At 68.1% G+C, this 12529-nt stretch carries 8 protein-coding genes; 5 read left to right on the plus strand and 3 right to left on the minus strand.

The window, feature by feature from the left end:
• The first annotated feature begins 9 nt into the window (after positions 1-9).
• The 4 genes from ACTJKY_RS01445 (at position 10) to ACTJKY_RS01460 (ending at position 5907) form a co-directional block, all read left to right on the plus strand.
• Complete coding sequence (locus ACTJKY_RS01445) at positions 10-1527, plus strand: Do family serine endopeptidase (RefSeq protein ID WP_440843711.1); 1518 nt, start codon at positions 10-12, stop codon at positions 1525-1527.
• Positions 1528-1596: 69 nt separating this feature from the next.
• Positions 1597-3192, plus strand: coding sequence for a helicase HerA-like domain-containing protein (locus ACTJKY_RS01450; protein WP_440843712.1), 1596 nt, complete (start codon positions 1597-1599; stop codon positions 3190-3192).
• Between the two features lie 215 nt (positions 3193-3407).
• Positions 3408-3872 (plus strand): phosphatase PAP2 family protein, encoded by a 465-nt coding sequence (locus ACTJKY_RS01455; RefSeq protein ID WP_440843713.1) that lies wholly within the window; start codon positions 3408-3410, stop codon positions 3870-3872.
• Positions 3873-3960: 88 nt separating this feature from the next.
• Entirely contained in the window at positions 3961-5907 is a 1947-nt protein-coding gene (locus ACTJKY_RS01460; protein ID WP_440843715.1) for an OPT family oligopeptide transporter, read from the plus strand.
• 184 nt (positions 5908-6091) lie between these two features.
• Here the strand turns inward: ACTJKY_RS01460 and ACTJKY_RS01465 are convergent, their stop codons facing one another.
• Genes ACTJKY_RS01465 through ACTJKY_RS01475 form a run of 3 tightly spaced genes read right to left on the minus strand, consistent with a single transcriptional unit; the run spans position 6092 to position 11027 of the window.
• Positions 6092-7525 carry a mannitol dehydrogenase family protein gene (locus tag ACTJKY_RS01465; protein ID WP_440843716.1) on the minus strand — a complete coding sequence of 478 codons (1434 nt, stop codon included), beginning with the start codon at positions 7523-7525 and terminating at the stop codon, positions 6092-6094.
• A gap of 32 nt (positions 7526-7557) precedes the next feature.
• Complete coding sequence (locus ACTJKY_RS01470) at positions 7558-8562, minus strand: retroviral-like aspartic protease family protein (RefSeq protein WP_440843717.1); 1005 nt, start codon at positions 8560-8562, stop codon at positions 7558-7560.
• 53 nt (positions 8563-8615) lie between these two features.
• Entirely contained in the window at positions 8616-11027 is a 2412-nt protein-coding gene (locus ACTJKY_RS01475) for a ligase-associated DNA damage response DEXH box helicase (protein WP_440843718.1), read from the minus strand.
• A gap of 96 nt (positions 11028-11123) precedes the next feature.
• Here ACTJKY_RS01475 and ACTJKY_RS01480 point away from each other — a divergent pair, with 96 nt between their 5' ends.
• Positions 11124-12527 (plus strand): M20/M25/M40 family metallo-hydrolase, encoded by a 1404-nt coding sequence (locus tag ACTJKY_RS01480; protein WP_440843719.1) that lies wholly within the window; start codon positions 11124-11126, stop codon positions 12525-12527.
• Positions 12528-12529: the final 2 nt, after the last annotated feature.

The raw sequence follows: 12529 nt of genomic DNA on the forward strand, positions 1-12529 counted from the left end.
AATGACCCCGTGCGTTACGCCTACGCCTTGACTACCGCGATCCTGCTGGGTGGCGCTGCCACCGCGCTCTCGCTCAACCAGCCGGCCGGCGCGCAGACCGCGCAGAACGAGCCCGGCACCATCCAGGCGATGGCCCCCAAGGCCGGCGCGCCGATGAGCTTCGCCGACCTCGTTGCCCGCCTCCAGCCGGCGGTCGTCAACATTTCGACCACGCAGCGCGTGAAGGTGAACGCCAATCCGTTCGCCGGCACGCCGTTCGAGATGTTCGGCCAAGGCCAGGGCCAGGCGGTGACCCGCGAGGCACAGTCGCTGGGCTCCGGCTTCGTCATCTCCGCCGACGGCTATGTCGTCACCAACAACCATGTGATCTCGGCCGGTGCTCAGGGCGCCGTGGTCGAATCGATCACCGTCACGCTGGCCGACGGCCGCGACTTCAAGGCCAAGCTGATCGGCCATGACGCGCAGTCGGACCTCGCGGTGCTCAAGATCGACGGCGCGAACCTGCCCTTCGTCAAATTCGGCGATTCGGCGCGCGCCCGTGTCGGCGACTGGATCCTGGCGATCGGCAACCCGTTCGGCCTGGGCGGCACCGTCACCGCCGGCATCATCTCGGCGACGCACCGCGTCACCGGCACCGGCGCCTATGACCGCTTCATCCAGACCGATGCGTCGATCAATCGCGGCAATTCGGGCGGCCCGATGTTCGACCTCAACGGCAACGTGATCGGCATCAACTCGCAGATCCTGTCGCCCACCGGCGGCAATGTCGGCATCGGCTTCGCGATTCCGGCGGAGGAAGCCAAGCCGATCATCGACAAGCTGATAAAGGGCCAGACGATCACGCGCGGCTATCTCGGCATCGCGATGCAGGACCTGACCAAGGATCTGGCCGCCGGCTTCGGCCTGCCGTCGGACCGCGGCACGCTGGTCGCCCGCGTCGAGCCGGGCCAGCCGGCAGAGAAGGCAGGGATCAAGCAGGGCGACGTGATCGTCAAGGTCAACGGCAAGGACGTGACCCCCGATCAGACGCTGTCCTACCTCGTCAGCAACGTTACGCCCGGCACGCGCATCCCGGTCGAGCTGATCCGCGACGGCAAGCGCCAGACCGTCAACGTGACCGTTGGCACCCGCCCGCCCGAAGAGCAGCTCGCCCAGTTCGATCCGAACGACCAGGACGGCACCGACGGCGACGATGGCGATGACGGCAGCAGCGCCGCCACCGCCCCCACCGCCCTGCTCGGCATCGGCGTGACGCCGCTGACCCCGCAGATCGCCCGCTCGATCGGCGTCGATCCCTCGATCGGCGGTGTGGTGATCCTGGGTGTGAGCCCGAGCAGCGATGCGGCCGGCAAGGGCCTGCAGCGCGGCGACGTGATCGTCTCGATCAACCAGCAGCCGGTACGATCCGTCGCAGACCTGACCAAGGCCGCTGCCGCCGCCAAGGCTGCGGGCCGCAAGCAGGTGGTGCTCTACGTCCAGCGCAAGAACATCGGCAACTACATCCCGGTCGGTCTCGCCGGAAACTGATCCGCCGCAAAAACGGCTGACCAAGGCCCGTTTCTTCCCTATGCCGGCTCCCCACAAGAGGAGCAGAAAATGGCGGAAGAGACGGGCCTTTTCGTTGGTGCAGCCGGGGATACGCGGATCGAGCTGAACCTGCGCCGGGCCAATCGCCACGGGCTGATCGCGGGTGCGACCGGCACCGGCAAGACGGTGACGTTGCAGGGCCTGGCGGAGGGCTTCTCCGCCGCCGGGGTGCCGGTGTTCGTGGCCGACGTGAAGGGCGATCTGGGCGGGCTCGGCATGGCCGGGTCGCCGCTCGCCAAGTCGCATGCCGCCTTTGCCGCGCGGGCGCAGCAAATCGGCGATAGCGGCTGGAAGTACCAGGCGATGCCGGTGCAGCTGTGGGACCTGTTCGGCGAGCAGGGCCATCCCATCCGCGCCACCGTTTCCGAAATGGGCCCGCTGCTGCTCGCGCGACTGATGGACCTCAACGAAGTGCAGGAAGGCGTGCTGACCATCGCCTTCCACGTCGCCGATGCCGACGGCCTGCTGCTGCTCGACCTCGACGACCTGCAGGCGATGCTCGCCCATTGCGCCGAGCGGGCCGACGAACTCTCGACCACCTACGGCAATGTCTCGAAGCAGAGCGTCGGCGCGATCCAGCGCCAGCTGCTCCAGCTGCGCTCCCAGGGGGGCGGCCATTTCTTCGGCGAGCCGGCGCTCAGCATGCAGGATTTCCTGGCGCACGACGATAGCGGGCGCGGCGTGATCAACATCCTAGCCGCCGACAAGCTGATGGCGAGCCCGCGCCTCTATGCCAGCTTCCTGCTCTGGATGCTCTCCGAGCTGTTCGAGACGCTTCCCGAGATCGGCGACCCCGACAAGCCGGTGCTCGTCTTTTTCTTCGACGAGGCGCATCTGCTGTTCGACGACGCGCCCAAGGCGCTGCTCGAGAAGATCGAGCAGGTGGTGCGGCTGATCCGATCGAAGGGCGTCGGCGTCTATTTCGTCACGCAGAACCCGATCGACATCCCCGAGGATGTCGCCGCCCAGCTCGGCAACCGCGTCCAGCACGCGCTGCGTGCCTTCACGCCGCGCGACCAGAAGGCGATCCGCGCCGCCGCCGAGACCTTCCGGGCGAGCCCGGGCCTCGACGTGGCAACCGCGATCACCGAGCTGGCGGTGGGGGAGGCGCTGGTCTCGCTGCTCCAAGCCGATGGATCGCCGGCCCCCGTGGCACGCACGCTGGTCCGCCCGCCGGCCTCGCGGGTCGGGCCGCTGGCGGCGGACGAGCGCAAGATCCTGGTGGAAACCGACGCCGTCGGCGCCAAGTACGACACTGCGATCGACCGCGAATCCGCCGAGGAGCTGCTCGCCGCCAAACGCGCCGAGGCCAGCGCCGCCGCAGCCGAAGCCCAGGCGCGAGACGCTGACGAAAAGACCGCCGCGGCGCAGGCCAAGGAAGACGCGCGCCGCGCCAAGGAAGAGGAACGCGCCCGCATCGCGGCCGAGCGCGAGGCGGCGAACAACCCGCTCAACCGCGCGATCCGTTCCGCCACCCGCTCCGCCTCGTCGGCGGCAGGGCGCGCGGTGGCCAACGAAGTCAGCAAGGCGGTGTTCGGCACCAAGGGCGGCGGCGTGCTCGGCCAGGTGGTGCGCGGCGTGCTGGGCGGGCTGTTCCGCGGCTGATCGCTGCCCGCCGATGCCTATGCCAGTCTTAGCGGGCAGCTCCAGCATTATGGAATAGCTGCAGAAAATCCACTGGCCTTGACGCGGCGTTAAGCTCCTGTTGCCGCCTTGGGCTGGGGCAAGGGGGGAGCGTCGGGATGCGTAGAATATTGTGGCGGAGCGTCGCCGCATCCTTTCTGTGCTGCGTTCTAGCCTTTTGGGCGACCGGACTTTCGGTGACCGAGGGCTCGATCGACCGCGTCCTTCTGGCGATCCTGCTTTGCTTGCCGGTCTTCTTCCTCATGCCGGCGGCGGCGGCTTTCGATTTCTACGGCTACGCACCAGTGCCGGAAAATGCGCGACATTACGGCAGGTTGATCAGCGCCCTGCACGCGCACCAGATACACGCTATCGATCTCGCCGATCTCGGTGGTATCATCAGCTTCCCGAGCTTTCACGCCAGCATGGCCGTGCTCTTCGCCTGGGCGCTTTGGCCGTTCCGCCTGCTGCGCATCGTGTCGCTACCGCTGAACCTCCTGATGTGGTCGGCCGCGATTCCCATTGGCGGCCATTATGTGGTGGATGTGCTCGGCGGTAGCCTCATTGCCCTCGCGGCGCTCCGGCTTACCAACTGCTCTGCGCGACCATTCCGGACTCGCGCGGCCCTGTTCACGGCGGTCCGCGGTCCCGTTACATCCTAAACATCCTGTCCAAACCGGGCACAGGATGGCACGATGGGATTTTTGCTGGCCCGGCATGCCCGGGCTGCCACTCTGGAGCCTCTAGCGCATGGCCATACCCCCTGCCCGCGCGCCGCTTGAACTCACGCTGCGCGGCGTGCTGCTCGGCGGCGCGATCACGTTGTTGTTCACTGCCGCCAACGTCTATCTCGGCCTGAAGATCGGCCTCACCTTCGCCACCTCGATCCCCGCTGCGGTGATCTCGATGGCGATCCTGCGCTTCTTCCCCGGCTCGACGATCCTCGAGAACAACATCGTCCAGACCGTCGCCAGCGCGGCGGGGACGCTGGCCGCGATCATCTTCGTGCTGCCGGGCCTGGTGATGATCGGCTGGTGGAACGGCTTCCCCTATGTCGAAACCGCCGCGATCACGATGTTCGGCGGTATCCTCGGCGTGATGTTCTCGGTGCCGCTCCGCCGTGCGCTGGTCGTCGACTCCCCCGACCTCCCCTATCCCGAAGGCCGTGCCGCCGCCGAGGTGCTGCAGGTCGGCGCCGGCAGCCGCGAGGGCGCCGAGGAAAGCGCGCGCGGGCTGAGGGTGATCGTGGTCAACGCGGTGGCCGCGGCGGGCTTCGCGCTCGTCACAAGGATGAAGCTGGCGGCCGAGGAAGGCGCGGTGTTCTTCAAGGCAGGCGCGGGCTCGACCGGCATCATCGGCGGGCTCCAGTTCGCGCTGATCGGCGCGGGGCACCTGATCGGCCTCACCGTCGGCATCGCCATCCTGGTCGGCGTCGCGATCGGTTGGTGGATCGCGCTGCCGATCCTCAGCGCCGGCATGCCCGGCACGGCGGAGGCGGTGGCGAATGCGGTGTTCCGCAGCGACGTCCGCTTCCTCGGCGCCGGCACGATCGGCATGGCGGCGATCTGGACTCTGCTCAAGATCATCGGACCGGTGATCGGCGGCATCCGTTCCTCGCTCGCCGCCTCGGCCGCCGCGCGGAGCGGTGCAGACGTGCCGATCGGCGAGCGCGACCTGCCGATCACCATCGTCGCGGTGGTGACGCTCGGCATGCTGCTGCCGATCGGCTGGCTGCTGTGGAGCGTGCTGGCGGCCGGACCGCTCTCCGCCTCGGCGGGGCTGCTGGTGGGGGGCTCGCTGGTGTTCGTGCTGGTCGTCGGACTCGTGATCGCCTCGGTATGCGGCTATATGGCGGGCCTGATCGGCGCGTCGAACAGCCCGGTATCGGGGATCGGCATCCTTTCCGTCGTCGCCGCCGCGCTGATGCTCGTCGGGCTGTATGGCCGCAATCTCGATCCCGGCACGACGCAGGCGCTGATCGCCTATGCGCTGATCGTCACCGGCATCGTGTTCGGCGTCGCGACCATCTCCAACGACAATCTCCAGGACCTCAAGACCGGCCAGCTGGTCGGCGCGACGCCGTGGAAGCAGCAGGTGGCGCTGATCTTCGGCGTGATCTTCGGCAGCCTCGTCATTCCGCCGGTGCTGAGCGTGCTCAACGCCTCGTTCGGCTTTGCCGGCGTCGCGGGTGCCAGCGCCGATGCGCTGCCCGCTCCGCAGGCCGCGCTGATCTCGTCGCTCGCCAAGGGCGTGCTGGGCGGCGACCTGCGCTGGGACCTGATCGGCGTGGGCGCGCTGATCGGTGCGGGCGTGATCCTGGTCGACGAGGTGCTGGCGCGCACCACCAAGCTGCGGCTGCCGCCGCTGGCGGTGGGGCTCGGCATCTATCTGCCCATGGGCGTGACCCTGACCGTGGTGGTCGGCGCGGTGATCGGCTGGTTCTACGACCGCGCCGCCGAACGCGCCCGCGATCCCGAGTTCGTCAAGCGAATGGGCGTGCTGATGGCGACCGGGATGATCGTCGGCGACAGCCTGTTCGGGGTGCTCTACGCGGGCATCGTCTACGAAACGGGCAGCGAGTCTCCGCTGGCGCTGGTCGGGCCTGGGTTCGCGGGCGTGGCGCTGGCGGGCGGCACGGCGCTGTTTTTGGCGATTACCGCGGGGCTGTACCTCTACACGAGGAGGCAGGCGCGGTAGCCCCTTCTTCCCCCCTCCCGCTTGCGGGAGGGGCAGGGGGAGGGGGAGGGTGAGAGCGGCAGGCAAGGGCGGACGGTGAAGAAGCGGCGATGGGAAAGCGCCCCAGCCGCTCGCTTGCTTCCCTCACACACCCTCCCCTAACCCCTCCCGCAAGCGGGAGGGGGATTTAGAAGAAGAAGGGAGATCAGCCCTTCAGCAACGCGCCCAGCTTGCCGGCCTGGACCGCTTCGAACGCCGCACCCAGCGCCTCGCGATAGCGCGGATCCTCCGCCAGCCGAGCCGGGAAGACCTGCCGCAATGCCAGCACCGCCTCTACCGGTGCGGCATCGGTCGCCGCCGCAGCAAGCACCTCCGCCAGCGGGTCGGTGATCGTCTCCCCCGCCTTGGCCTTGTTACCCAGGAACGCGATCCACGCCGCGACCGGCACCGCCAGCCGCTCGACCGGACGCCCCGCATCCAGCGCCGCCGCCGTGGTATCCAGCAACCGGTACGGCAGCTTCTGCGAGCCATCCCAGGCGATCTGCGCGAGTAGATGCCGGATCGCCGGGTTGCGGAAGCGATCGAGCACCGCATCGACATAGCCGGGCACGTCCAGCCCATCGACCGGCCCCAGCGACGCCGCGATGTTCTGATGCGCCAGCCGAGTGACGAAATCACCCAGCGCCGCGTCGGACATCGCCTCGAACACCGTCTCATGGCCGAGCAGCAGGCCGATATAGGCAAGGCTCGAATGGCTGCCGTTCAGGATGCGCAGCTTGGCCTGCTCATAGCCGCGCACGTCGCTCGTCAGCGTCACGCCCGCGGCGGCGAGGTCGGGCCCGTCGGCCATGTCGAAGCGCTGCAACACCCACTGGGTGAAGGATTCACGCTGCACCGCCGCCTTGTCCTCGACGCCGAGATCGCCCGCCACCGTGGCGAGGAAGGCCGCGTCGCTCGCCGGCGTGATCGAGTCAACCATCGAATCCGGGAACGCCACCTCCGCGGCGATCCAGTCGGCGAGGTCCGCATCCCATTCGCGCGCCAGCGCCACGCAGGCGGCCCGGAGCTTGCCGCCATTGCCGGTCATGTTGTCGCAGCAGAGCATCGCGAAGGGGGCCACGCCCGCCGCACGGCGATCGGCGAGACCCGTGACGATCCAGCCGATCACGCTTGCCGGTTCTTCCGGACGCGCGCGATCATGGACGATGTCGGGATGAGTCATGTCGAGCGTGCCGTCGCCGCCCAGGCAATAGCCCTTTTCGGTAACCGTGCTGGTCGCGATCCGCACCTCGGGGCTGGCGAGCAGCGCGCGGAGGCGGGCGCCTTCGCCCGGGCCGATCGCGTCCGAATGGGCGGCGATGATGCGGGTAGAGGGCTCGCGGTCGATCACCGCCAGCGTATATAGCCCGTCCTGCGCCTTGAGCGCATCCGTCGTCGTCCTGCTGCGCAGCGATACCGCGGCGATGCCCCAGCGCGGGTCGCTATCGAGCACCTTGTCGATGAACGCAGCCTGGTGGGCACGGTGGAAGGCGCCGGGCCCGAAATGGACGATGCCAGTGCGGATCGCGGCCAGGTCGTGGCCGGGGCGGAGGGTGCCGGCAGGAAGCCCGGCGAGCGTCGCGCGCGAAAGCGTGGTCATATGGTCAGGCCAATCAGACCCGGCCGGTAAAGTCAATCGCGTGCGGGATTGCGCAGGCCCGGCGGCAGCAGCGGCGCTTCGAAATTGGCGCGCTTGTCGCGAAGCCCGCGCGGCAGGAAGAAGCGCACCTGCCGGTTCGGAAAGTCGATCTCGACCCGGCGGAAGCTGCGCATCGCATCCATGCCGAGCATGATAGCCGGCCGCTTGGTAAGCCCGAAGCGCTTGAACGGCTCGGCCTCGGCAAAGGCGACCGGCAGCGCATCGAACGCGACGTTGCTCACCCGCATGTCGGGCACATGGCCATATTGCGCCAGCGTCTTGCCGCCATCGACGCTGGTCAGCTCGATCGTCTGCAGCACGCCGAGGCTCTTGCCGACCTTCCGGCGGAGTGCCTCGTTGCCCATCGTCACCTGCGAGCCGGTATCGAGCACCACCTGCACCCGGGCGTTGCCATAATAGGCGTCGGTGACGATCAGCTGGCCGAACTGGTCCTTGGCGGAGACGACGATCTCGTCCGGATCATGCTTCTCGTTCCGCTTGCGCTTGACGCTGGGGCGCACCGCCATGGTCGCGGTGTCGAAGTCGATCGTCACCTCATGATCGCGCAACGTGTCGATGCCGAGCAGCCCCGCCGCACCGATATTGGCGGCATCGAACGCAGGCGCGACGATATGGTGCGCGGTGCCGATCGATTCGATCTTGAGATCGGGTACGATGACCGTGGTGGCCAGGCTGCGCCCGGTCATCGACGTCACGTGCACCGACGCGCCCGCTGCGAGCCCCAGTCGCGTCGCCAGCTCATGCGACACCACCGTACGCTCGGCGCCGGTATCGATGATGAAGTTGTACGGGCCCTGCTGGGTGATCGCGACCGGCACGGTAAGCCGCGCATTGGTCTCGCCGAGCGCGAGCTGGATCGCGTCGGGCTGGCCGGCGGCGGGGGCGGTCTCCGGGTCCGTCCGGACGGCGACAGGCCCGCTTGCCAGCAAGCCGAGCGGCAGGGCCCAAAGGACCAGCGAGGACGAGACTCCGAACATATAGGGAAAATACGCCTGTTCATGTTGCGCAGCAATCCCGCAAAAGAACGGGGTCAGTCGAGCCGCATCGCCTCGGCAGCAATGGCTTCCGCCTCTTCGAGCAGCGCATCTTCGGTGGTGCCCTGCGCGACTGATTCGCGGCCGATCATGATCAGCACCGGGACTGCCATCGGGCTGACCCGCTCCAGATCGACATGCAGCATCCGCTCGCCCGCTTCGTCGAGCAGCCGGGCGAGGCGGCCGACATCGGTCATCTTGGCGCGCGCATCTTCCCAGGCGGCGCGGAGCAGCAGGTGATCGGGCTCATACTTGCGCAGCACGTCGTAGATCAGGTCGGTGGAGAAGGTGACCTGCCGCCCGGTCTTCTTCTTGCCGGGATGCTGGCGCTCGACCAGCCCGCCGATGATCGCCACTTCGCGGAAGGCGCGCTTGAGCAAGGCGGAGCCCTGCACCCAGTCGACGAACTCATGCTCCAGGATGTCCGGCGAGAAGAGCGGGCGCGGATCGAGGATCTTCTCCAACCCGTACACCGCCAGCGCATAATCGTTGGCGACGAAGCCCAGCGGCTTGAGTCCCAACGCCTCCATGCGCCGCGTGACCAGCATGCCGAGCGACTGGTGCGCGTTCCAACCTTCGAAGCTGTAGATGACGAGGTGGTGGCGGCCTTCGTGCGGGAAGGTCTCGACCAGCAGCTGGCCCGGCGCCGGGAGCGTCGAGCGGCGGTCCTGCGTCTCCAGCCATTCGCGCACGTCGGCCGGGAAGCGCACCCACTGGCTGCGATCGAACAGGAAGGTCCGCACCCGGTCGGCGAGGTTGGCGGTGATTGCCAGCCGCGCGCCCATATAGCTCGGCACCCGCGCCTGCTTGGCAGTGGCGCGGACGATCAGATCGGTCGCCTCCACCCGCTCCACTTCCAGCGCCAGGCCGCCGAAGAAGAAGGTGTCGCCGGGCGAGAGCGAGGCGGCGAACCCCTCCTCGACCTTGCCCAGCCGCTTGCCGTTCTTGAACCGCACTTCGAGCATCGGCGATTCGACGATGATGCCCGCGTTGAGCCGATGCTGCGCAATAAAATTGGGCTGGGTGACCCGCCAGACCCCGTCCTTGCCCTGGGTCAGCCGCTTGAACTTGTCATAAGCCCGCAGCGAATAGCCGCCATCGGCAATGAAGTTCAGGACGCGATCGAACACCTCCTCGGTCAGCGCCGAATAGGGCAATGCTGCACGGACCTCCTGCAGCATGTCGGCCGCCTGGAAGGGCGCCGCGCAGGCGCAGCCCATGACATGCTGGGCGAGCACGTCGAGCGCGCCGGGGCGGAAGATGTCGGGATCGAGCTCGCCCGCCTCGACCGCATCGAGTGCCGCGCGCGCTTCCAGATATTCGAAGCGGTTGCCGGGGATCAACACCGCCTCGCTCGCCTCGTCGAGCCGGTGGTTGGCGCGGCCGATCCGCTGGAGCAGGCGCGACGAACCCTTGGGTGCGCCCATCTGGATCACGCAATCGACATCGCCCCAGTCCACCCCGAGGTCGAGGCTGGCGGTGGCGACCAGCGCGCGCAGCCGCCCATCGGCCATCGCCTGTTCGGCCTTCTGCCGCGCCTCCAAGCTGAGGCTGCCGTGATGCACGCCGATCGGCAGCTTGAGTTCGTTGACCTTCCACAGCTGCTGGAAGACCAGCTCGGCCAGCCCCCGGGTATTGCAGAAGACGATCGTCGTCTTGTGCGTCTCGATCTCCGCCATCACCTGCGGGATGGCGTAGATGCCCGAATGCCCCGCCCAGGGCACGCGGCCTTCGGGCAGCAGGATGGCGATATCGGGATCCGCTCCCTTCTCGCCCTGCACCAACGTGACTGCATCGATGTCGCCATAGGGCGCGAGCCAGGCGCGGTAGCCGTCGGGATCGGCAACGGTGGCGGAGAGCCCGACGCGGCGGAAGCCCGGCGCCAGCCTCTCCAGCCGGGCGAGCGCCAGCGCGAGCAGGTCGCCACGCTTGCCGGTGGCGAAGGCGTGAATCTCGTCGATCACCACCGTCTTCAGCCCGGCGAACATCGTCAGGCTGTCCTCATAGGAGAGCAGCAGGCTGAGCGACTCCGGGGTGGTCATCAGCACCTGGGGCGGGCGGGCGCGCTGGCGGACCTTCTTCTCGTGCGGCGTGTCGCCGGTGCGCGTCTCGACCCGGATCGGCAGGCCCATCTGTTCGATGGGTGTCAGCAGGTTGCGCTGCACGTCCACCGCCAGCGCCTTGAGCGGCGAGATGTAGAGCGTGTGCAGCCCCTCGGCCGGCGCCTCGATCAGCTCGGCCAGCGTCGGCAGGAAGCCCGATAGCGTCTTGCCCGCCCCGGTGGGCGCGACGAGCAGCGCATGCCGCCCCGCCCGTGCGGCCGTGAGCATGTCGCTTTGGTGCCGCCGCGGCGCCCATCCGCGCGCGGTGAACCAGTCGGCCAGAGGTGCGGGGAGATCGGCGGGCACGGACCCTATGTAGGGAGCGTGGAAGCGTCTGTGGAGGCGCTTCCCTTCCCGCCCTTCCCATGCTCCATTGCGCGCAGGGCAAATGGGGAAAACCGGATGAAGATGCTTCTCGCCACCGCTGCGCTTGCAGCCGCAATCGCCGCACCCGCCGCTGCGCAGACGCGGCCCGATCAGGCCAAGTTCTTCGAACTCTACAAGGAACTGGTCGAGACCAACACCGTGGTGAATGTCGGCAGTTGCACCCAGGCGGCCGAGCAGATCGCCGCGCGGCTGAAGGCGGCCGGGTTCAAGGACGATCAGCTCACGCTGTTCTCGACGCCCGAGCATCCAAAGGACGGCGGGCTGGTCGCGGTCTATCCGGGCACGTCGAAGAAGGCGAAGCCGCTCCTGCTGCTCGCGCATATCGACGTGGTCGCCGCCAAGCGCGAGGACTGGGTGCGCGATCCGTTCAAGCTGATCGAGGAGAATGGCTATTACTACGCCCGCGGCAGCGTCGACGACAAGGCGATGGCCGCGATCTGGGCGGATGCGCTGATCCGCTTCCAGCAGGCGGGGTACAAGCCCAAGCGCACCGTGAAGCTGGCGCTCACCTGCGGCGAGGAGACGACCTGGGCGTTCAACGGCGCCGAATGGCTCGCCAAGAACAGGCGCGATCTGATCGACGCCGAATTCGCGCTCAACGAAGGCGGCGGCGGCAAGTCGGACGGGCATGGCAAGGTGCTCGTCCAGAGCATGCAGGTCGGCGAGAAGGCGGTGCAGAATTTCCGGCTGGAGACCACCAATCCCGGCGGCCACAGCTCGATCCCGGTGCCGGAAAACGCGATCTACGAACTGGCCGACGCGCTGGTGAAGATCCGGGCCTATGACTTCCCTCTCGAACTCTCCGACACCACCCGCGCCTATTTCGCCAAGGCGGGCGCAGCGCGGAACGACGCGATGGGCAAGGCGATGGTGGCGATCGCCGCCAACCCGGCCGACAAGGGCGCCGAGACGCTGCTCGACACCGATCGCATCTATCATTCGATGCTGCGCACCACCTGCGTCGCGACGCTGCTGGAGGGGGGCCACGCCAACAACGCGCTGCCGCAGCGCGCGGCGGCGAACATCAACTGCCGAATCTTCCCCGGGCACAGCAGCGAGGAGATCCAGAAGGCGCTGACCGCGGCGATCGGCGACGCCAAGGTGACGATCACCATGGTCCCGCCGGTGCGGCCGATCGCCAAGCCGCCGGCGCTCGACCCCAAGGTGGTCGGGCCCGCCGAGAAGCTGGTCGCGAAATATTTCCCCGGCGTGCCGATGGTGCCGACCATGTCGACGGGCGCGACCGACGCCATCTTCCTCGCCGCCGTCGGCATCCCGACCTATGGCGTGCCCGGCGGCTGGGGCGATCCCGACGGCAACGGCGTCCACGGCCTCAACGAACGCGTGGAGATCCACTCGCTCTATACCGGCCGCGACTATCTGTTCGATCTGGTCAAGGCGTACGCCGAGCAGGAATGAGG

Origin of the sequence: Sphingomonas sp. 22176 (assembly GCF_052045505.1) — a bacterium.
GTDB lineage: Bacteria > Pseudomonadota > Alphaproteobacteria > Sphingomonadales > Sphingomonadaceae > Sphingomonas.

Excerpts from the sequence above, each read along its gene's own strand:
- ACTJKY_RS01470 (WP_440843717.1), bottom strand. The coding sequence starts at position 8,562 with ATGTTCGGAGTCTCGTCCTCGCTGGTCCTTTGGGCCCTGCCGCTCGGC.
- ACTJKY_RS01450 (WP_440843712.1), top strand. The coding sequence starts at position 1,597 with ATGGCGGAAGAGACGGGCCTTTTCGTTGGTGCAGCCGGGGATACGCGG.
- ACTJKY_RS01460 (WP_440843715.1), top strand. The coding sequence starts at position 3,961 with ATGGCCATACCCCCTGCCCGCGCGCCGCTTGAACTCACGCTGCGCGGC.
- ACTJKY_RS01480 (WP_440843719.1), top strand. The coding sequence starts at position 11,124 with ATGAAGATGCTTCTCGCCACCGCTGCGCTTGCAGCCGCAATCGCCGCA.
- ACTJKY_RS01465 (WP_440843716.1), bottom strand. The coding sequence starts at position 7,525 with ATGACCACGCTTTCGCGCGCGACGCTCGCCGGGCTTCCTGCCGGCACC.